The sequence below is a fragment of the Cryptosporangium japonicum genome (assembly GCF_039524755.1).
In the GTDB taxonomy this organism is placed as follows: domain Bacteria; phylum Actinomycetota; class Actinomycetes; order Mycobacteriales; family Cryptosporangiaceae; genus Cryptosporangium; species Cryptosporangium japonicum.
This window is the reverse complement of sequence record NZ_BAAAGX010000003.1, coordinates 95311-114858: the sequence shown is the minus strand read 5'-3', so window position 1 is coordinate 114858 and position 19548 is coordinate 95311. Positions and strand designations below refer to the sequence as shown.

Annotated in this window: 19 protein-coding genes; 10 read left to right on the top strand and 9 right to left on the bottom strand. The window is 71.5% G+C overall.

Translation table 11 applies throughout. From position 1 onward, the window contains the following. Positions 1-82: 82 nt before the first annotated feature. Genes ABD437_RS02395 through ABD437_RS02370 form a run of 6 tightly spaced genes read right to left on the bottom strand, consistent with a single transcriptional unit; the run spans position 83 to position 6660 of the window. Positions 83-1057, bottom strand: coding sequence for a cyclase family protein (locus tag ABD437_RS02395; RefSeq protein WP_344647053.1), 975 nt, complete (start codon positions 1055-1057; stop codon positions 83-85). A gap of 1 nt (position 1058) precedes the next feature. Beyond that, on the bottom strand, positions 1059-1904 hold the full coding sequence (locus ABD437_RS02390) for a carbon-nitrogen hydrolase family protein (RefSeq protein WP_344647052.1): 846 nt from the start codon (positions 1902-1904) through the stop codon (positions 1059-1061). Further along, complete coding sequence (locus ABD437_RS02385; protein ID WP_344647051.1) at positions 1901-2857, bottom strand: ABC transporter permease; 957 nt, start codon at positions 2855-2857, stop codon at positions 1901-1903. The genes ABD437_RS02390 and ABD437_RS02385 overlap by 4 nt, the downstream gene beginning before the upstream one ends. Beyond that, the gene (locus ABD437_RS02380; RefSeq protein ID WP_344647050.1) at positions 2854-4344 is read right to left on the bottom strand and encodes a sugar ABC transporter ATP-binding protein; all 1491 of its coding nucleotides are present in this window, start codon (positions 4342-4344) and stop codon (positions 2854-2856) included. The genes ABD437_RS02385 and ABD437_RS02380 overlap by 4 nt, the downstream gene beginning before the upstream one ends. 5 nt (positions 4345-4349) lie before the next feature. Then, positions 4350-5324: an ABC transporter permease gene (locus ABD437_RS02375; RefSeq protein ID WP_344647049.1), complete on the bottom strand. Its 975-nt coding sequence runs from the start codon at positions 5322-5324 to the stop codon at positions 4350-4352. Between the two features lie 55 nt (positions 5325-5379). After that, on the bottom strand, positions 5380-6660 hold the full coding sequence (locus tag ABD437_RS02370) for a substrate-binding domain-containing protein (protein WP_344647048.1): 1281 nt from the start codon (positions 6658-6660) through the stop codon (positions 5380-5382). Positions 6661-6828: 168 nt separating this feature from the next. On the opposite strand from ABD437_RS02370, the gene ABD437_RS02365 reads away from it, so the two are divergent. Further along, positions 6829-7524, top strand: coding sequence for a GntR family transcriptional regulator (locus tag ABD437_RS02365; RefSeq protein ID WP_344647047.1), 696 nt, complete (start codon positions 6829-6831; stop codon positions 7522-7524). Position 7525: 1 nt separating this feature from the next. Here ABD437_RS02365 and ABD437_RS02360 read toward each other — a convergent pair whose 3' ends face one another. Continuing rightward, positions 7526-8068 carry a TetR/AcrR family transcriptional regulator gene (locus tag ABD437_RS02360; protein ID WP_344647046.1) on the bottom strand — a complete coding sequence of 181 codons (543 nt, stop codon included), beginning with the start codon at positions 8066-8068 and terminating at the stop codon, positions 7526-7528. A 90-nt stretch (positions 8069-8158) separates the two neighbouring features. Here ABD437_RS02360 and ABD437_RS02355 point away from each other — a divergent pair, with 90 nt between their 5' ends. The 9 genes from ABD437_RS02355 (at position 8159) to ABD437_RS02315 (ending at position 15735) form a co-directional block, all read left to right on the top strand. Further along, positions 8159-8563, top strand: a complete 405-nt coding sequence (locus ABD437_RS02355; protein WP_344647045.1) for a nuclear transport factor 2 family protein — start codon at positions 8159-8161, stop codon at positions 8561-8563. Next, complete coding sequence (locus ABD437_RS02350) at positions 8560-9366, top strand: Rossmann-fold NAD(P)-binding domain-containing protein (RefSeq protein ID WP_344647044.1); 807 nt, start codon at positions 8560-8562, stop codon at positions 9364-9366. Before ABD437_RS02355 ends, ABD437_RS02350 begins: the two co-directional genes overlap by 4 nt. A 24-nt stretch (positions 9367-9390) precedes the next feature. Further along, entirely contained in the window at positions 9391-10236 is an 846-nt protein-coding gene (locus ABD437_RS02345; protein ID WP_344647043.1) for an ATP-grasp domain-containing protein, read from the top strand. 100 nt (positions 10237-10336) lie between these two features. Continuing rightward, positions 10337-11302, top strand: a complete 966-nt coding sequence (locus ABD437_RS02340; RefSeq protein WP_344647042.1) for a helix-turn-helix domain-containing protein — start codon at positions 10337-10339, stop codon at positions 11300-11302. A 98-nt stretch (positions 11303-11400) separates the two neighbouring features. Beyond that, positions 11401-12396: a helix-turn-helix domain-containing protein gene (locus tag ABD437_RS02335; RefSeq protein ID WP_344647041.1), complete on the top strand. Its 996-nt coding sequence runs from the start codon at positions 11401-11403 to the stop codon at positions 12394-12396. 118 nt (positions 12397-12514) lie between these two features. Further along, positions 12515-13318, top strand: a complete 804-nt coding sequence (locus ABD437_RS02330; protein WP_425558072.1) for an alpha/beta fold hydrolase — start codon at positions 12515-12517, stop codon at positions 13316-13318. Beyond that, positions 13318-14151 carry an alpha/beta fold hydrolase gene (locus ABD437_RS02325; protein ID WP_344647040.1) on the top strand — a complete coding sequence of 278 codons (834 nt, stop codon included), beginning with the start codon at positions 13318-13320 and terminating at the stop codon, positions 14149-14151. The genes ABD437_RS02330 and ABD437_RS02325 overlap by 1 nt, the downstream gene beginning before the upstream one ends. 1 nt (position 14152) lies before the next feature. Further along, positions 14153-14947, top strand: a complete 795-nt coding sequence (locus ABD437_RS02320; protein ID WP_344647039.1) for an alpha/beta hydrolase — start codon at positions 14153-14155, stop codon at positions 14945-14947. Continuing rightward, positions 14944-15735: an MBL fold metallo-hydrolase gene (locus ABD437_RS02315; RefSeq protein WP_344647038.1), complete on the top strand. Its 792-nt coding sequence runs from the start codon at positions 14944-14946 to the stop codon at positions 15733-15735. Before ABD437_RS02320 ends, ABD437_RS02315 begins: the two co-directional genes overlap by 4 nt. Before the next feature lie 302 nt (positions 15736-16037). Here ABD437_RS02315 and ABD437_RS02310 read toward each other — a convergent pair whose 3' ends face one another. Together ABD437_RS02310 and ABD437_RS02305 are read right to left on the bottom strand one after the other, a co-directional pair. Then, positions 16038-16430, bottom strand: a complete 393-nt coding sequence (locus ABD437_RS02310; protein WP_344647037.1) for a hypothetical protein — start codon at positions 16428-16430, stop codon at positions 16038-16040. A gap of 337 nt (positions 16431-16767) precedes the next feature. Beyond that, the gene (locus tag ABD437_RS02305; RefSeq protein WP_344647036.1) at positions 16768-19485 is read right to left on the bottom strand and encodes an ATP-binding protein; all 2718 of its coding nucleotides are present in this window, start codon (positions 19483-19485) and stop codon (positions 16768-16770) included. Positions 19486-19548 lie beyond the last annotated feature (63 nt).

The following is a 19548-nucleotide window of genomic DNA, read 5'->3' as shown; positions in this document are numbered from 1 at the left end:
CTGCGACACGAAGCCGGCGTCGCTGAGCACGGCCCCGGCCCCGGTCCGTCGTCGAGGAAGGCGTCACCGAGTCGCCCTGCGGTCACACGCTCCGCAGGGGCATCGCCAGGGGGCGCATGGGGGCGGCGGTCGCGCCGCGGAGTTTGATGCCGGCGCCGATGAAGCAGAACTCGTACAGCTTCTCGGCCGAGAGCGCCTCCATGTCGACGACCTCCATGATCGGCACACCGGCCTCGGCGAACAGGTAGGTGTGCACCGGGAGCCAGTTGCCCTCCTCGGTGGACGGGATCTGCTCGAACGACAGGTTGTCGGAGCAGACCAGCGCCGCGCCGCTCCGGGCCAGGAACTCGGCGCCGTCGCGGTTCACGCCGGCCTCGTTGGTGATGTAGGCCTGCGGGTCGTTCCACAGCGTCATCTGGCCGCCGCGGATGAGGACGACGTCGCCCGGGCGCAGTTCGACGTTCTGGGCGCGGGCGGCGTCGGCCAGGTCCTTAGCGCCGATGCCGTAGCTCTGCGGCAGCACGTCGACGCCGTGCAGGGCCGCCACGTCGAGGAGCACACCGCGGGCGATGATCGGCGGCTGCTTCTCGGCCCCGGCGCACATCCAGTGCCGGGCGCCGAGGTACTGGTCGGCGTCGAAATTGTTCCAGATCTTGGTGCCGTAGCCGAAGTGGTTGAGCGTGTCGATGTGGGTGCCGCAGTGGGTGTACATCGAGATCGCGTCGCCGGAGTAACCGACCAGCTCGTTCTGCTCCCCGAAGCCGGTGCCGTCGTCGACGGCGGTGCCGCGCGGGGTGTTGGTCATCCAGATCTGGTACGGCGGCTGCCCCGCCGCGGTGAACGACGGCATGCCCAGGAAATAGTCGACGCTCAGGTCGATCGTGTGCCCGGCGTCGGCGCGGGAGAGCACCGCACGCATCGACTCCGGCGTGATCAGGTTGAGCATGCCGATCTCGTCGTCGGCGCCGAACGGGCTCTCGGTGATCTGCCGGAACGTCGCGGCGGTGGCGGCGATCTTGTCGGCGGTGGCCTGGTCGACGAAGTTGCTTCCGCACATGTCAGGCGTCCTTCCTGAAGGGGGTTTCACGGGTCAGTTCGCCGTAGAGCTGCGGGCGTCGGTCGCCGAACAGCGAGATCGCGAAGTCGACCTCGGGCGCGAGGATCTCCTTGCGGCGGGCCTCGGCCGGGTCGATGGTCGCGACGACCAGCGCGTCACCGCGGTCGGCGGAGGCCAGCACGGCGCCGTTGGGGTCGAGGATCTGGCTGCGCCCGATGAACGAGACCCCCTCCTCCTCGTCGCCGCGGTTGGCCGCGATCACGTAGACGTGGTTCTCGGCCGCGCGTACCCGGGTGAACAGCTCGGCGACCTGCTCGGCCGGGGCGGGCCAGTTCGTCGGGTTGGCGATGATGTCGGCGCCCCCCAGCGCCAGGCAGCGGGCCCACTCGGGAAAGCGTAGGTCGTAACAGATGCTCAGCCCGACAACCCCGAGGGGTGTCGTGACCAGCACCGGGAGGTTGTCGCCGGGCGTCACGAACCGGTCGGCGCCCAGATGCGGCAGGTGGGTCTTGCGGTAGGTCGCCATCGGCCCGTCCGGGCCGAACAGCGTCACGGTGTTGTGGACGCGGTCGCCGGCCCGTTCCAGGTAGCCGACGACGACGTGCAGGCGCGACGACGCGGCGGCCGACGCGATCCGGGCCAGTTCGGGGCCGGTGGCCTCCAGCGCGGCGGCGTGCACGGCCGCGGCGTCGTCGAAGACGTACCCGGTCAGGCCGCACTCGGGCAGCACGAGCAGATCGACCCCGGCGGCACCGGCGTTACGCAGCGCACCGAGCGTGCGTTCGACGTTCTCGGCGATGCGTCCGGCCGGCGCTGCGAGCTGCCCGGCCGCGACTGTGACTGTCACCGTGCTTTCCTCCGTCGGTCCCAGAGGCCGTTCGCGACGATCGCCAGGATGAGTACGACGCCGTACACCATCTGCAGCACGAACGACGAGGCCTGCGTGAGCGTCAAGTAGTTCTGGATCAGGAACAGCAGCACCGCACCGGCGGCCGCGCCGAGCAGGCCGCCGCGTCCGCCGGCCAGGCTGATCCCGCCGAGCGCCACCGCGGCGATGGCCTGCAGCGTGTAGGTGGGGCCGACGGTCGAGTCGGCGCCGCCCAGCACCGCGGTGAGCACCAGCCCGGCGACCCCGGTGAACACGCCGGTGACCAGGTAGGCCAGGAACCGCACCGCGGTCACCGGCACCCCGGACGCGTACGCGGCCCGGTCGTTGCTGCCGACCGCGCGCAGGTTGCGCCAGTACGCGGTCCGGGTCAGCGCCCACCACACCAGCCCGACCCCGAGCACCACGTAGGCGACGTTGGGCAGCGGACCGTCGGTGCCGGTGAACCACCGCATCCAGCGCGGCAGGAACCCGGTCGGCGCCGCGAGGATCTGCGTGGCCAGGCCGGCGAACACCAGGTACGTGGCGAGCGTGGCGATGATCGGCGGGATGCGGACGAACGCCACGAGCGCGCCGTTTATCGCTCCACCGGCCGCGCCGAGCAGCAGTGCGGCCAGCACGATCAGCCACCAGACCGACAGCTGGGCGGGGATGAGCACGGCCGCGAGGATCACGCTGATCAGCCCGGCGGCCGGCCCGACCGACAGATCCATGCCACCGCCGCCGCTGAGCACCACCGGTGCCTGCGCCATGCCGAGCAGGATCAGCGGCGACGCGTAGACGAACACCAGCTTCCAGCCACCGTCGAGGAACTGCGGGGCCTTCAGCGCGGTGATCACGATCATCAGCACGACCGCGAGCACCGCCGGCACGAAGTACGGCACGCTGCGACGCGTCGCCGTGAGCGTGGTCATGAGACCTCCTGTCCGAACATGGCCGCGAGCGCCGCGTCGTGGGTCATCGCGCTGCCGTCGAGCACGGTGGCGACGCGGTGATCGGCGCAGACCGCGATCCGGTCGCACGCGGCCAGCAGCTCCTCGAGCTCGGTGGAGAGCATCAGCACGGTCGTGCCGTCGTCGGTGAGCCGGCGCAGCAGCGCGTAGAACTCGACCTTGGTGCCCAGGTCGACGCCGCGCAGCGGGTCGTTGAGCACGAGCAGGTCGGGTTCGGTGGCCAGCCAGCGTCCGACCAGGACCTTCTGCGCGTTGCCGCCGGAGAGCCCGGTGATCGGGTACCGCGGGTCGGCCGGGTGGACGCCCAGGCCCTCCATCTGGTCCCGCACGGTGGCGAGCACCCGGCTGCGCCGGAAGAAACCCCGGCGGGCCAGCCGGGGCAGGATCGCCATCGCCAGGTTGTCGGCCACGTCGAGGGTGGGGAACAGGCCCTCGTCCTGACGCTTGCCCGGGACGTACGCGACGCCGGCCGCGAACGCCGACCGGTGTCCGGTGATCGCCACCCCGTCGGCGGTCTCCACCCGGCCGGCGCGCGGTCGGCGGAGCCCGGCGACGGTCTCGACCAGCGCGCTGCCACCCTGGCCGTCGAGCCCGGCGACGCCGAGGATCTCGCCCCGCCGCAGCGTCAGGTCGAACGGCTCGGCGCCGGGCTCCAGCGCGACGTCGCGGAGCCGGAGGAACGGGTCGCCGCCGGTGCGCGGAGGGCCGCTGCGTGCCGGGGCGGCCTGCTCGGACCGTCCGCTCATCATCGCCAGCAGCGTCGCCGGGGTGGCCTCGTCGCTGGTCACGGTGCCGACCGTCACGCCGGAGCGCTGCACGGTGGCGCGGTCGATGATCAGCCGCATCTCGTCCATGCGGTGCGAGACGAACAGCACGCTGCGTCCGTCGGTGGTCTGTTCCTTGAGGAGCGCGAACAGCCGGTCGCGGGTGGCGAGGTCCAGCGCGGAGGTGGCCTCGTCGAGGATCAGCAGCCGCCAGGGCCGCACCAGCGCGCGGGCCAGCGTCAGGACCTGCCGTTCGGCCAGGCTCAGGTGATCGGGGGTGAGGCTCAGCAGGCCCGGGTCGGCGCCCAGCCGGCTCAGCGCGTCGGCGGCGGCGGTGCGCTCGGCGGCGGCGCCGCGCCGGCGCCGGAACAGCCCGTCGGTTCCGGCGAACACGTTGTCGAGCGCGGTCAGTTCGTCGGCGACCAGGGTTTCCTGGAACACCGTGACGATGCCGAGCCGCTGCGCGTGGGCCGGCGAGCGCAGCGCGACCGCGTCGCCGTCGACGTGTACCGATCCGACGGTCGGGCGCATGATGCCGGACAGCAGCTTGACCACGGTGCTCTTGCCCGAGCCGTTCTCGCCGACCAGCGCGTGCACCTCGCCGGGTGCCACCTCCAGCCGGCAGTCGGCCAGGGCGACCGTCGCGCCGTAGCGGTGCTGCACACCGCTCAGGGAAACCAGCATGGTGGTCACAACCTCTGCGCGACGTGCCGGTCGCGGCCGTAGACGGTGATGAGGACGAGGATCGCCAGCCCCAGCAGCACCTGCTGCATGGTGGCGCCGATGCCGACGCCGATGAGCAACGTGGTGAACTCGGTGGTGACGAGCACGCCGGCGATCGTGCGGGCGTAGCTACCGGCGCCCCCCAGCAGCGACGTACCGCCGACCACCACCGCGGTGATCGTCGAGAACAGGTAGGTGGAGCCGATCCCCACCGACGCGCCGCCGCTGGAACCGGCCAGCAGGACCCCGGTGGCCGCCGCGCACAGCGCGCTGACCACGTAGACGGTGATCTGCACCCGGGCCGGGCGGACGAACGCGAGCCGGGCCGCGCGGGTGTTGGCGCCCACCGCGTACAGGTGCCGGCCGAACACCGCGCGGCGTTCCACCCAGAGCACCAGCGCCGCCACCGCGACCCAGGCCAGCACCGCGAACGGAACCGGCAGCGGGCCGACGGTGCCGACCGGCGACACCGCACCGGTCAGCGCGGCCGGCACCGAACCACCGGTGTTGCCGCCGGTGGCCACCAGCACCGCGCCGGTGACGACCGAGCCGACGCCGAGCGTCACCACCAGTGGGTGCAGCCCGAGGCTGCTGGCGAGCGCGCCGTTCACCACACCGGTGGCGACGGCGACCGCCGCGATCGTCGCGAGCGCGGCCGGGAACCCCCATCCCTGGGAGTAGAGCGTGGTGAGCAGCACGTTGGCCATGCCGATCGTGGCCGGTATCGACAGGTCGATGCCACCGATCAGGATCGCCCAGGTCTGCCCGACCGCCGCGATGCCGAGCAGCGCGGCCAGCACCAGCAGCGACATCACGCCGGTGCGGGAGAGCACCTCGGGCAGCACGGCCACCAGGACGACGAACAACGCGACCGGGGCGACGTAGACGAGCCGGACCAGGAGCTGGGGGAGCGCGATTCTCGGCGCTGCGATGGTGGACATCGTTCTCCTCGAAGACGAGCCCGGCCGGCACGTGATCCGGCCGGCCGGGCGGGCGTCACTTGATCGGCAGCGCGCCGAGGTCGGCGGTGAACGTGGCCGGCTTCGCGTCGCCGGTGAACAGCGCGTCGTAGTAGCTGTCCGGTACCGACTCACCGTCGAGCGGCTGGGCGTTGCATCCGCTGTTGAGCGTCATCTGCGGCTTGTAGTACTGGGCGAAGTTGCCCGCGTTGATCTCCGGCAGCGGGTAGAGCAGCGTGTTGACCGTCGACTTCTGACCCGCCAGCAGACGCAGGGCCACCTTGAACGCCTCGACGACACCCTGGCCGCCGCCCTGGGTGAAGCCGATCGACTCCTTGCCGGTCTGCTTCCAGCTGGCCAGCCAGGCGCAGCCACCCTCGAATCCGCTCACGAACGGCAGAGTGCGCCCGGCCTGCTGGAACGCCTCGTTGACCGCGACCGCGCAGACCCCGCCGTCCCAGACCCCGGCGACGTTCCCGGCGTGCGTGCTCAGGTAGCTGAGCATCTGCGACTTGATCGTCGAGGGGGTCCACTCGCCGGTGATGCGGTCGACCTTCAGCCCGGCCTTCCGGAACACGGCGGCCGCGGCGGCCTGGCGTGCCTCGGCCGCGGCGACACCGGGGATGCCGTCGCACATCACGACCGTGCCCTGGCCGCCGGACTTCTCCACCAGCCACTGCGCGGACTTGGCGCCGGTGGCGTACTGGGCGAAGTCGGACTGGATGACGTTCGTGCACTCGGTACCGGTCTGCATGACGACGACCAGCGCGCCGGCCTTGTTGGCGTTGTCGAACGCGTTGCACATGCCCACCGACGGCGGCTGCATCGCGAAGATGACCTGGCAGCCCTGCTGCACCATGGTGGTGACCTGGGTGGCCTGCAGGCTGGCGTTGTTGTTCGCGTCCGCGACCACCAGGTCGCCGTCGACCAGGTTCTGGGTCTTGAGCTGCGCGACGATGTTCCGGGCCACGGTGAGGCCCTCGGCGCGCCACGAGTTGCCCTGGTACGCGCTGGAGTAACAGAACTTCCACGGCGCCTTCGGCGGCGTCCAGTTCGCGTACGGGCTGGGGCCCAGCCGGGTGGAGTGCCAGAAGCCGTCGTAGGACGTCTTCACCGACGCCGGCAGCGCGGCGAGCGCGTCGGTCTCGGTGCTGGTCGCGTCCTTGCCGGTGCGTAACGCGGTGTAGCCACCGGAGGTGCTCCCGCTGTCGTCGCCACCGGAGTCGTCCGCCGACAGACCACCGCACGCGGCGAGCACGCTGATCGCCAATCCGAATACCAGGGCCCGCCACAGGCCCAGTGCTCTCGGTCGGTACACGGGAGCTCCTCTCAGAGTGTCGAAAGTCCCCGGATTCACTCCGCTGTCCGGATGCTGTGCCATGTAACATGCAACATGGAACACGCGTCAAGAGGTCTCGGGGGCCGACGGCGCAGGTGAAGCGCCCAGCCGCCATGCTTGACGGGTTCGGCGTTCGATCGGAGGCGAATGAAACCCCTGCGCGAGGGTTCGATGACGGAGCGCGCCGCGGCCGCGTTGCGCGCGAGCATCCTCAACGGCGAGCTCGAGCCCAACACCCTGCACGCCACCCACACGGTCGCCGACCAGCTCGGCGTCTCACGCACCCCGGTGCGTGAGGCGCTGATGCAGCTGGCCTCCGAAGGGCTCGTGCGGGTTCAGCGCAACCGCGGGTTCGTCGTGCTGCGCTCGTCACCGCAGGACCTGCGGGAGATCTTTTCGCTCCGGATCCTGCTGGAAGTGCCGGCCACGCGGGTATCGGCCGCGCTCGCCGCGCCCGCGGACATCGCGCGGCTCGAGGCCGACATCGAGCGGATGCGCGAGGCGATGGACGACGCCGAGCGGTTCCTGCGCGCCGACCGTCAGTTCCACCGCTCGCTGCTGGCGATCGGCGGCAACGAGCGGCTGGTCGAGTTCGTCGACGGGCTGCGCAACGTGGTGCTCACCAGCGGGGTGTCGACGGCCAACCGCACCGAGTCGATCGAGCAGATCCTCGAACCGCACGTCGAGCTGCTGGAGCTGGTGCGCCGCAACGACGCGGCCGGCGCGGCGGCGTCGATGAGCCAGCATCTGGTGAGTACCGGGCTCAAGCTCATCGGGCAGGAATTCGGTCCCGACTCGGCCGACGAGTTCCGCCGCACGGTGACGATGCTGGTGCCCGGCTGAGTCAGCCGCGCCCGGCGAAGACCGCGTGCACCAGGGCTTTCAGGCCCGCCTCGGTGTCGGCGTCGGGCTGATCACGCAGGTGTTCCACCAGGTCGGCCCGCACCGCGGCGATCAGCGCGTGGGCCAGGAAGTCGGCCGGGTCCACCCCGGCGGCGACCAGCAGCCGGGTGATCTCCGCGTGGAAGCGCTCGTAGCTCTCGTTGCGGTACGGGCTGCCTCGCCCGGCGCGCTCCAGGGCCAGGGCCAGGCCGCGGTTACGCACCTTGAACCGCCACATCCTGGTCAGCAACTCGACCGCCTCGTCGGAGGGATCGAGCCCGCGGCCGGTCGGCAGGGTGTCGAGCTCTTCGGTGATCCGCTTGACGTAGAGCGCACGCACCAGGCCGAGCCGGTCGCCGAAGCCCCGGAACAGCGTGCCCTTGCCCACGCCGGCGGCGGCCGCGATGGCGTCCATCGAGACCGTGTCGGGGTCGTCGGCGGCGTCGAAGAGGCGCTCGGCGGCGGCGAGGACGGAGTCCTGGTTGCGTGTCTTGTCGGCACGCACTGATGACCTCCTGGCGAAACGGACCGTCAGTCCGCTACGGTGAAAGCGGACCGACAGTCCGTACCGTATCGCACCGATCTTCGGAGGATCATGTCCGACAGCCCGTCCGCCGTCGTCCGGCAGGCGCTCGACCATCTCCTCGCGCACGACATGGCGTCGTTCGTCGCGCTCTACGCCGACGACGCGGTCATGGAGTTCCCATTCGCCCCGCCCGGGCGCCCCACCCGGCTGGAGGGCCGGAGCGCGGTCGAGTCCTACCTCGACGGCTACACCGACCTGGTGAACATCCAGCGCATCCACGACGTGGAACTGCACCAGACGACCGATCCCGACGTCGTCATCGGCGAGTTCGCCGCGAGCGGCCTGTTCGTCGCCACCGGCGAGCCCTACACCGCGCGCTACATCGCCGTCCTCACGATCAGCGGTGGTCGCATCCGGCACTACCGCGACTACTGGAACCCGCTCCTGCTCAGCGACGAGCGGGCGACCGCATGACCGTGCTCGTCCTCGGCGCCCGCGGCACCACCGGCAGCCGGCTCGCCCGGCAACTGACCGACCGTTCCGTCGACGTGCGCCGGGCCGGCCGGTCCGCCGGCGCCGACGTGTACTTCGACTGGTCCGAACCGGACACGTTCACCCCGGCGCTGCACGGGGTCGGCGCGGTGTACCTGCTGGCCCCGGTCGGCGTCGTCGATCCCGAACCGGTCATCCTCCCGTTCCTCGGCGCGGCCGAAGAGGCCGGCGTGGAACGCGTCGCGCTGCTCGGCTCGTCGGCGATCCCGATGGGCAGCCCGGGGCTCGGCGCGGTCGGTACCCGGCTGCGCGACTTCGTGCCCGGCTGGGCGGTCCTGCGGCCGACGTGGTTCGCCAGCAACTTCACCGGCGACCACCTGCACGCCCGCACGATCCGGTCGCACGGGGAGATCGTCAGCGCCACCGGCGACGGACGGGTGCCGTTCATCGACCCCGACGACATCGCCGCGGTCGCCCGGCAGGTGCTCGTGGGCCCGGCCGCCCCGCAGCGCGACCTGATCCTCACCGGCCCCGAGCCGCTGAGCTTCGACGACGTCGCGGCGCAGCTCACCCGGCCGGACCGGGCGGTACGGCACCGGCGCGTCACCGAGGCCGGGATGTCACGGCACCTCCGGGAGGACGGGATACCGCCCGCGTTCGCCGACCTGCTCGCCGGGATGGACACCGCGATCGCGCGCGGAGCCGAGGACCGCACCACCGGCACGGTCGAGGAGATCACCGGGCGGCCGCCGCGCTCGTTCGCGCGGTTCTCGATCGACTCGTAGCCGCCGGAACCGCAGAATGCCGGCATGACGCTGTTACTGCCCGCCGACGTGCTGCGCCCCCGCCGCGTGGACGAACACTTCGCCGGCGAGTTCGACGCCGCTCGCCGCCTCGGCCACGAGGTCGCGCTGATCGACCACGACGCGCTGGCCGGTGACGGCGACCGCGCCCGGGCGGTGGCGCGGGTACCCGAGGGCGGGATCGCGTTCTACCGCGGCTGGATGCTCTCCGCCGACGCCTACGCCGGCCTGGCCGAGGCGCTCTCCGCCCGCGGAACCCGGCTGCGTACCGACGCCGCCCGGTACCGTCGCGCGCACGAGCTGCCCGGCTGGTACGCGGCGCTCTCCGCGTTCACCCCGGCGTCGACCTGGACGGTCGGCGCCGACCGCGACGGGTTCGACGTCGCCGCGGCGGCCCTGGGTGCCGGTGCCGCCGTGGTGCGCGACTACAGCAAATCGATGAAGCACTACTGGGACGAGGCGGCCTACATCCCCGACCTCGCCGACACCGCCCGGGCCTGGGCGGTCGCCCGCCGACTGCACGAACTGCGCGGCGACGACTTCACCGGCGGTTTCGTGCTGCGCCGGTACGAGCCGTTCACCGGGCCGGAGGTGCGCACCTGGTGGGTCGACGGCGCCTGCCGCTTGGTCACCGCGCACCCGGACACGCCGGACCAGGCACCCCCGGGCGACCTGGACGTGGCGGTGTTCGCGCCGGCCGTCGCCGCGGTGGGGCTGCCGTTCGTCACCGTCGACCTGGCCCGTCGCACCGACGGCGCGTGGCGGATCGTCGAGCTCGGCGACGGCCAGGTCTCCGACCGGCCCACCAGCACGCCACCGGAGGACCTGGTCGGCGTACTGCCGTGGCCTTAGTGGACGTGTCCTCCGATGCCGCGGTCCGGACGCGCGCATCGACCCTCGGCCGGTGTCCACTTATCCTGGGCGTCCCGGACGCGTCGTGGGAGCCGAAGCCATGCCGTATGTGCTCGATACCGCCGGCATCCCGCCGGAGGACCGGATCGAGGCCGTTTACGCCGCGATGATGCACGCCTCGGCGCCGTGCCACGTCCTCCACGAGGACCCCGACGGCGACGTCCATTGCCGGTTGGAAGTCTGGGACCTCGGCGACGCGAACATCTTCCTCACCCGCTCCTCGGGCATCCGCCTGCTGCGCACCGACAAGCTCGCCAAACAGGAGGCGATGCCGGTCGTCGCGGTGTCCGTTCAGGAACGCGCCCACGGTCACCTCGAGCAGCGACGACACCTGCAGGTGGTGCCGCCGGGGAACCTGCTCGCCGTCGACCTGTCCGGTGCCTACGACTACGCGTGGTCCGGTCATGGTGCGGCCGGATGCATCCAGATTCCGGTCGATCAGCTGGGACTGCCGATCGACGTCATCCGGCGGGCGATTCCCCGGCTGCGGGCCAGCCCGCTGTATCGCATGGTCACCGCCCACATCACGAACCTCGTCCGGGATCGGGCGCGGATCACCGCGGACCCGGCGGTGGCGACCGTCGCCACCGCCAGCATCGAGCTGGCTCGGGCGCTGCTGGCCTCCGCCGACCGTGCGGAGCAGGTCACGAGCCAGGTGCTCGCCGAGACCCTGCTGACCCGCGTCCGGGCTTACGTCCGCCGGCATCTGGCCGACCCCGACCTCACCCCCGGACGGATCGCCGCCGCGCACAACGTCTCCCTGCGGCACCTGTACAAGGTCTGCGCGGACGCTGACCTGAGCCTCGAACAATGGGTGATCACTCAACGCCTGCACCGCGTCTGGCACGAACTCGCCGATCAGGACAACCGGCACCTTCCGATCGCCGTGATCGCTCGCCGCTGGGGATTCCGGGACCCGACGCACTTCGCCCGGCGGTTCAAGGCCCGCTACGGCATCTCGCCGGGTCAGTGGCGACGAGTGCAGGGAGAGGCACCGCCCTCGTGATCGTGCACGGTGGGAAACGTCCGTGCACACAGGGCCGCTGATCAACCGGCTCGCCGACGCTACTTTCCCCCCGTCAGGAGCGGATGGGGAGTCGAATCATGCTCGTTCTCGATACACGATCACTGCACCCGGGAGAACGCGCCGAGGCGTTCCAGACCACGGTCAGCGCCAACTGCTCGTCCAGCATGGCCTCGTTCGAGGACCCGGCCGCGATCCAGGCGAGAATGACCGTCTCCGACTTCGGCCCCGCGAAGGTCTTCAACATCGAGGCGTCGGGAACGACGCTGCGCCGCACCCCGAAGATGTCGCGGTCGTCGGACGAGTCGTCCATCGTGCTGGCCCTGCCGACGCGTACCGACAACCACATGACCTGGGCCCGCGAGGAGCGGCTGTTCGGGCCCCGGGATCTGATCCTGGTCGACTTGTCCGTGCCCTACGTGTACGGATGGAAGGGCGCCGGTGCCTCGTACGCACTGCACGTCGACGTCGACCACCTGGGCGTGCCCCGGGACCTGATCCACGCGGCGGCCACCCAGCCGCGGCGCAGTCCGCTGTACGACCTGGTGCGCGACCACGTCGCCCGCCTGACCGCGCAGGCGGAACAGCTGGCCGACACCGCTGCCGCGGCTGAGCTCGGGGTCGCGTCCGCCGAGTTGATGCGCGCGCTGGTGATCTCGGCCGCCGGCAGCGGGCAGCGGCTCCGGGACTCGATGCAGTCCTCGACGCAGGCCCGGGTACAGGCCTACGTCCGCCAGAACCTGCGCGATCCCGACCTCACCCCGGCGCGTATCGCCGCGGCGAACGCGATGTCGCTGCGCGCCCTGTACAAGCTGTACGAGACGATGGGGCAGAGCCTGGAACAGTCGATCATCGAGCAGCGGTTGCAGGGCGCCCGTGCCGACCTGACCGCGTCGCACCGGCGGTACACCTCCATCGCGGCGGTCGGCCGGGCCTGGGGCTTCTCCAACCCGAGCTTCTTCACCGCCAAGTTCCGGCAGGCCTTCGGCGTCACTCCCCGGCAGCTGGTGGCAGCGCGGTCCGTGCCGGAGAACGCCGGCGTCGCGGCCGCCGGGGGCGACCGCGTTCCCGGGTGAGGCCCAAGTGCGCAACGAGGCGACAGACCTCTGCATCGTCAGAACACTCCCACGGCCGACGCGGTGCCACAGTGCTCGCCGTGCCGGTCCGAACGTGCCCGGCAGTGTGAGGAACACGATGATCAGATCTCCGCGTTACTGGCCCTTCCTGAGCCTTCTCGTCGCCGTCGCGGTGTTGCTCGGAATGAGCGGTTCGGCCGCCACCGCGGCGGGCCGTTCCGGCCCGAAGCCGACCGTCGTCCTCGTCCACGGCGCGTTCGCCGACGCGTCCGGATGGAACGACGTCGCACGCAACCTGGTACGCAAGGGCTATCCCGTGCTGGCGCCGGCCAACCCGCTCCGCGGTGTCGACGCCGACGCCGCGTACGTCCGGAGCGTGCTCGCGAGCATTCCGGGCCCGATCGTGCTGGTCGGCCACTCCTACGGGGGATTCGTCCTCACGAACGCGGCCACCGGCAACCCGAACGTGAAGGCGCTGGTCTACGTCGCCGCGTTCGCGCCCGACCGGGGCGACACGGTCGGCGGCCTGTCGGCCCGGTTCCCCGGCAGCGAGCTCGGCCCGGCGGCCCTCGACGTCCGCCCGTACCCGGGTGGCAACGACGGCTACCTCAAGCCCGCGCTGTTCCGTTCGGTCTTCGCCGCCGACGTGCCGGCCGGCACCGCGGCGGTCATGGCGGCCACCCAGCGGCCGTCCGAGCTGGCCACCCTCACCCAGCCGTCCGGTGCCCCGGCCTGGAAGAGCATCCCGTCCTGGACCCTGGTCGCCCGGGACGACCGGGTGATCCCGGCGGCGGCCCAGCGCTTCATGGCCCAGCGTGCCCACTCCCACGTCACCGAGGTGACGTCGTCACACGTGGCGATGATCTCCCAGCCGGGCCCGACCACCGCCGTCATCCTCGCCGCGATCAACGGAGTCTCCTGATGCCCTACGTGACCACCGCCGACGGTGCCGAGATCTTCGTCAAGGACTGGGGCTCGGGCCGGCCGGTCGTGCTCAGCCACGGCTGGCCGCTGAACTCCGACAGCTGGGAGGCGCAGGCGCTGTTCCTGGCCGGCAACGGCTACCGCGTCATCGCGCACGACCGGCGCGGGCACGGCCGTTCCACCCAGACCTGGCACGGCAACGAGATGGACACCTACGCCGACGACCTGGCCACCGTGATCGACCAGCTCGACCTGCGCGACGTCACGCTGGTCGGCTTCTCCACCGGCGGAGGTGAGGTGGCCCGCTACGTCGGCCGGCACGGCACCTCCCGGGTGGCGCAGGTGGTACTCGTCTCGGCGGTACCACCGTTCATGCTGCGCACCCCCGACAATCCCGACGGGGTGCCGGTGGAGGTCTTCGACGCGATCCGGGCCGGCTCGCTCGCGGACCGGTCCCAGACCTACCACGACCTGGCGGACGGGCCGTTCTTCGGCCACAACCGTCCCGGCGCGAACGTCTCCCGGGGCATCCGCGACGCCTTCTGGCTACAGAGCATGGCCGCCGGGCACCGCAACGCCTACGAGAGCATCGCCGCGTTCTCGGCCACCGACTTCCGGCCCGATCTGGACGCCATCGACGTCCCCACGCTCGTCATCCACGGCGACGACGACCAGGTCGTCCCCTTCGCCGTGGGTGGCCAGGCCTCGGCCGCCCGGATCAAGGGTGCCCGCCTGCTGGTGTACCCCGGGGCTCCGCACGGCATCACCGACACGCACAAGGATCAGCTCGGCCGCGACCTGCTCGACTTCCTCTCCGGAAAGGACGCCTGACATGGCACCCGACACGATCGTGCTCGTCCACGGCTTCTGGGTCACCCCGCGCAGCTGGGAGAACTGGATCAGCCACTACGAGAACAAGGGCTTCCGGGTGCTCGCACCCGCCTACCCCGGCTACGAGGTCGAGGTGGAGGCACTCAACGCCGACCCGACGCCGGTTCTGCGGTCCACGGTGCCGCAGATCATCGGCCACCTGGAGAGCGTGCTCCGCGGCCTGGAGTCGCCGCCGATCATCATCGGGCACTCGGCCGGGGGCGCGTTCACCCAGATCCTGCTCGACCACGGCTTCGGCGCGGTCGGCGTGGCGATGAACTCGGCGCCCACGGAGGGCGTCCGGGTGGTGCCGCTGTCGCAGGTGAAGTCGACCTTCCCCGCGCTCAAGAGCCCGGCGAACCGTCACAAGGTGGTGCCGCTGACGTTCGAGGAGTGGCAGTACGCGTTCACCAACACGTTCTCCGAGGAAGAGGGCCGGGCACTGTGGGAGCGCTACGCGATCCCGGCCAACGGCGGGATCCTCTGGGGGAGCGTCCTGGCCAACTTCCAGCCCGGGCACCAGGACACCTGGGTCGACTACCACAACGACAACCGGGCGCCCCTGCTGTTCGTCTCCGGCTCCGAGGACCACATCATGCCGCCGGCGATCCAGGCCTCGAACGCCAAGCACTACAAGTCGAACACCGTCACCGAACGACGGGAGTACGAGGGCTACGCCCACCTGTTGCCGGCGCAGAAGGGCTGGGAGCAGATCGCCGACGACGTCCTCGAGTGGGCCCTGCGACACGCCCGGTGAGCGAGCTGCGGATCACCCACATCGGCGGCCCGACCACGCTGATCGAGGTCGGCGGCTGGCGGATCCTCACCGATCCGACGTTCGACGCCCCCGGCCGGACCTACAAGTTCGGCTGGGGCACGGCGTCGCGCAAGGTGACCGGCCCGGCCGTCCCGGTGGACGCACTGGGCCGCATCGACGCGGTGTTCCTCACCCACGACCACCACGCCGACAACCTGGACGACGCGGGCCGCGCCCTGCTGCCGTCGGCGGGCCGGGTCGTCACCACCACCGCCGGGGGCCGGCGACTCGGTGGCCGGGCGACCGGACTCGCTCCCTGGGAGGTCACCGAGCTGGCCGCGGCCGGCAAGCCGACGATCGAGATCACCGCGACCCCGTGCCGGCACGGGCCGCCGCTGAGCCGGCCGATCGCCGGCGAGGTGACCGGCTTCGTGCTCCGGTGGGACGGCCAGCGTCACGGCCCGGTCTGGATCACCGGCGACACGGTGCTCTACCCGGGCGTCCGGCACGTGGCCGAGCGGTTCACGATCGGCACGACCGTGCTCCACCTCGGCGCGGTGAAGTTCGGCCTCACCGGTCCGCTGCACTACTCGATGACCGCGGCCGACGGCGCCGAGCTGTGCGAACTCGTCCGGGCCCGCACGGTCCTGCCGGTGCACTACGAGGGCTGGAGCCATTTCAGCGAAGGCCGATCCGTCGTCGAGGCCGCCTTCGCCGCGGCGCCGGCCGTGGTGCGGGACAGCCTGCACTGGCTCACCCCCGGCACGGCCACGTCCGTGACGGTCTGACGCGGGTCCCGGTGGCGGTCGCCGGCCGCCACCGGGACCCTCGCGCGGGAGCCTTCGCCGAGCGCCGCCAGCGCGAGCATGCCTCATTCGACCGGATCTGCCGAGAACACTCGGACCACAGACCGAGCGGGGCCTCGCGCGAACCCTCTCGCCGCTCGGGGGAGGGGAGTCCGCTCGCTCCCGCGCTGCTCGACGGGCCGGAAGGTGGACTTCCGACCCGTCGGGACGGTGGGAGTCGGCGGTGAGCTCCACCGACCACTCCGGGACGACTCCGGCCGCGGTGCCGCGAGCTGCGAGGGCTACTACCACTCCACTCGGATCGCGCTGGCCTTGTCGTTGAACTCGGTTCCCCGGTCCCAGATCCCCGCATAGGTCGTGAGAAAGCGCCCCGTGCAGTCGGAGTGCTCAAACAGAGTCATCGAGTAACCGTGCCCGGCAACGCCGGTCCGGTTGACCCAGATCGTGGCCATGTCATTGAAACCGTCAGGCACCAACGACCGGCAACCCTCGATCTGGCTCGGCTTCTGGCGCCAGATGCGTCCGGTCCAGTCCCCGTGCTCGGCAATACAGATCACTTCCTGGTAGTTGTAGCAGTCCGCCCGCGCGGCGCTGGCCGAGCCGGCACCCACCAGACTTCCGGCTAAGACGCCGACAACCGTGGCGCAGGCGGTTGACACTTTGGTACGCAGCTTCATCGTTCTCCTCGTGCGTAATGCCGACCCGCCGACCGTCCCACGCACTCGATCGCGTCGCAGGTCCGTAGTGGAAGGCTGAAAGTTCCTGAAGGCCTACCGCTCTATCGAGTCTTCAGCTTCGGCGAATAGCCTTCTGGCCTTCAGACGTCGTCGTTGACCGAAAGCGGGGTAGCAGTGGTGGTACGTGCACAGCGGCGGTTGTTGGCTCGGGTTCTGCTGGTCGTTCTGGCCGTGGTCGTGGCGCTGTTCGCCGGGGGCGCCGCGGCGCAGGCGGACGTGCTGAAGCCGAGCAAGTGGGTCGACGTGCTGCCGTCCTGACCTGGTGGGGGTGCACCGCTCAGAGTGCGGTGCGCCCCCATCCGACCGCCGCGGCGAAGTTGCCGGACTCGCCCCGTCGTCGGGCGCCCTCGGCACCCGGCCCGCCGAGCGCGGCGCGGGAGGCGTCCAGGACCGCCTGCTGCACGACGAGGTCGTGAGGCAGCGGCGCGAGTCCGGCTTCCGCGCGTACGGCGCGAGCCGCGCCGACCAGGAGCGCGGCCCATCGCAGATCGTCCACCGCCGCCGCCGTCTCAGTGGCCGATCGACGCGCTCTGGCCACGGCCAGCAGATCGAGATCGTGGGCCAGCGCCCATGCGTGTCCCACCTCGGCGTGCCGGTCGAAGGCCTCGCCGAGCAGCACCGTGGTCCGCTGTTCCGCGCCCTGCCGATCGGACACGATGGCCGACAGGATCGCCGCCCGCGCGGTTTGGCCGTCGTTGCGCCGGTCGTGGAACGTCGACAGGGCGCGGGTCAGCAAGGCGGCTGCCTCGTCGAACCGGCCGTCGCCGGTCAGTAACTCGGCCAGCACCAGCTCACACTCCGCGACGCCGCTGTCGTCCCCAGCCGCCGCGAACTCGTCCAGCGCGTCGTTCGCCCAGCGCCGCGCTTCGATCGGGTCGTCCGCCGCCAGGCCGTTGTAGGCCAGCAGCAGCGCGCACCGTCCGATCGCGTACCGGTCGCCGGTACCGTACGCCAACAGCCAGGCTCGCTCTCCCGCCCGGCGGGCGCGCGGAAGATCACCGAGTTCATGGGCGATGTCGGCCAGCTGTTCGGAAGCGCGGATCATCGCCGGCAGATCGTCCAGCGCCCGGGCGCTCTCCAGCGCCCGCTCCGCGTAGCCCAGGGCTTCGGACGGCACCGCGTACGACGCGATGACGGCGGCGGCCAGCTGCGCGGGCAGGAGCAGCCCGGGCTCCACACCGGCCGCCTCGGCCGCGGGGAGCACCCGCCGGTACCAGTGGAGCCCGGCGCGGGGCGACACGTTCGCCCACCACCACCAGAGATCGGCGACCAGCGGCAACGCGAGGTCGAACCGCTCGTCGGAGATCGCGCGACGGAGGACGGCGTGCAGGTCCGGCCGGGCGGTGTCGAGCCGGAACTGCCATCGCGACCGGTCGGGGCCGTGCCGGCCGGCCGCGGCGTCCCGGGCCAGGTCGGTCAGGTATCGCTCGAGCCGCTCGGCAATGTCAGGTGGGGCCGGCAGCGTGCGGCCGTACTGCCGAACCGCCTCCAGCATGCGGAACCGGGCCTCCGATCCGGAGACGTCGGAGGTGACCAACGACGCGTCCACCACCCCGTGGAGCAGATCGAGGACGTCGGGTAGTTCGGACACCGCCTCCGCTGCCCGGAGCGTGAAGGAGTCGGTGAACCGGGCGAGTTCCGCGAACAGCTCCCGTTCGGCCGCGCTCAGTCGTTCGGCCGCCGCGGTCAGCGCCGACGCCAGCGAAGCGTGCCGCTCCGGTGACTGCTTGGGGAGGGCGCGAAGGACGCGGAGCTGGTCACTCAGGCGTTCGACGAGTTCAGTCGGTGTGAGCACCGAGATTCGGCCGCTCGCCAGTTCGATCGAGAGCGGCAGGCCGTCGACCGCCCGGCAGATCTCGGCGATGGTCGGCGCCATCGCGTCGGTGAGCTCGAACTCCGGGCGTACCGCGCGGGCGCGGGCGCAGAACAGCGCGACCGCGTCGGCGGCGAGTGCCTCCTCCGCCGTGGTCACCCCGGGACCGGGTACCGGCAGCGGCGCGAGCCGGTACACCGTCTCGGCCGCTGTTCCGAGCGGAGAGGTGCTGGTGGCGAGGACCCGCACCGGGCCCGCGTCCAACAGCGAACGGACCAGGTCGGCGCACGCCGCGGCCACGTGTTCACAGTTGTCGAGCACGAGCAGGGTCCGCGCGTCAGCGACCACGGACCGCACCTGCTCGGCCGGCGGACGACGCGCGAGCCAGGGCGGCATCGGACCGCAAGCATCCGCCACCGCGGCGACGATCCCGTCCGGATCGGTGACAGCGTCCAGCCGGACGATCACCGCCTCGGACTCCTGGGCGGCGACCTCGGCGGCAAGCCGTGACTTACCGACGCCCGGCGGCCCGGCCAGAGTGACCAGACCGCCGTCGGCGAGCACAGTGGCAACCTCTGCCATCTCGCTGCGCCTGCCGACGAACCCCTCCGAGCCTCGTCCGCGCGGCGTGATCGGCGCGGAGCCGGTTCCGGTCGTCGTCTCGCCCGCCCACAGCCGCTCGGCGACGAGACGGGCGTCATCCATTCGTGGTGCGAATCGGCGATGCAGCGGGGTGTCCACGACATTGCCCAGAGGCGGGCCCTCCCACAGTCGCAGCGCACGGCGCAGCGCGGTGGCGGCCATCTCCCGATCGGCGGATCGCGCCAGACCGCAGAGGTCCTCGAACAGCAGCCAGTCAACCTGGTCACGCCGACCGGTCAGCCGGTAGCCGCCCGCCGCGCGGTCAAGACCGAGCGGCCCGCCGACAGCCTCCAATCCACGACGAACGGTCGAGACGTAGACCTGGACGGTATTGCGCGCAGTCGAGGGCGGCGCCCCGTCCCAGAGCTCCTCGACCAGGAGCTCCACCGGAACCACCTCGTTGAGACGCAGACCGAGCGCGGCGAGCACCGCCCGGGCCTTGCCCCCGACGACCGTGCGCTCACGATCCGAACCGATCAGCCGAATCGGACCGAGGAGCCGGAGAGCGACCCCTGCTTCTGTACGAGAGCTCGTCTTCACTGCCAGTCAGACGCTGACCGCGCAGATGACGTTGCATGAGTGTCGAGTTGTTCACTCCTGGCT

Coding starts and splice junctions, on each gene's coding strand:
- ABD437_RS02355 (WP_344647045.1), top strand. CDS start 8,159: ATGTCCGACAGCCCGTCCGCCGTCGTCCGGCAGGCGCTCGACCATCTC.
- ABD437_RS02345 (WP_344647043.1), top strand. CDS start 9,391: ATGACGCTGTTACTGCCCGCCGACGTGCTGCGCCCCCGCCGCGTGGAC.
- ABD437_RS02385 (WP_344647051.1), bottom strand. CDS start 2,857: ATGACCACGCTCACGGCGACGCGTCGCAGCGTGCCGTACTTCGTGCCG.
- ABD437_RS02380 (WP_344647050.1), bottom strand. CDS start 4,344: ATGCTGGTTTCCCTGAGCGGTGTGCAGCACCGCTACGGCGCGACGGTC.
- ABD437_RS02365 (WP_344647047.1), top strand. CDS start 6,829: ATGAAACCCCTGCGCGAGGGTTCGATGACGGAGCGCGCCGCGGCCGCG.
- ABD437_RS02325 (WP_344647040.1), top strand. CDS start 13,318: ATGCCCTACGTGACCACCGCCGACGGTGCCGAGATCTTCGTCAAGGAC.
- ABD437_RS02335 (WP_344647041.1), top strand. CDS start 11,401: ATGCTCGTTCTCGATACACGATCACTGCACCCGGGAGAACGCGCCGAG.
- ABD437_RS02350 (WP_344647044.1), top strand. CDS start 8,560: ATGACCGTGCTCGTCCTCGGCGCCCGCGGCACCACCGGCAGCCGGCTC.
- ABD437_RS02375 (WP_344647049.1), bottom strand. CDS start 5,324: ATGTCCACCATCGCAGCGCCGAGAATCGCGCTCCCCCAGCTCCTGGTC.
- ABD437_RS02340 (WP_344647042.1), top strand. CDS start 10,337: ATGCCGTATGTGCTCGATACCGCCGGCATCCCGCCGGAGGACCGGATC.
- ABD437_RS02330 (WP_425558072.1), top strand. CDS start 12,515: ATGATCAGATCTCCGCGTTACTGGCCCTTCCTGAGCCTTCTCGTCGCC.
- ABD437_RS02320 (WP_344647039.1), top strand. CDS start 14,153: ATGGCACCCGACACGATCGTGCTCGTCCACGGCTTCTGGGTCACCCCG.
- ABD437_RS02310 (WP_344647037.1), bottom strand. CDS start 16,430: ATGAAGCTGCGTACCAAAGTGTCAACCGCCTGCGCCACGGTTGTCGGC.
- ABD437_RS02395 (WP_344647053.1), bottom strand. CDS start 1,057: ATGTGCGGAAGCAACTTCGTCGACCAGGCCACCGCCGACAAGATCGCC.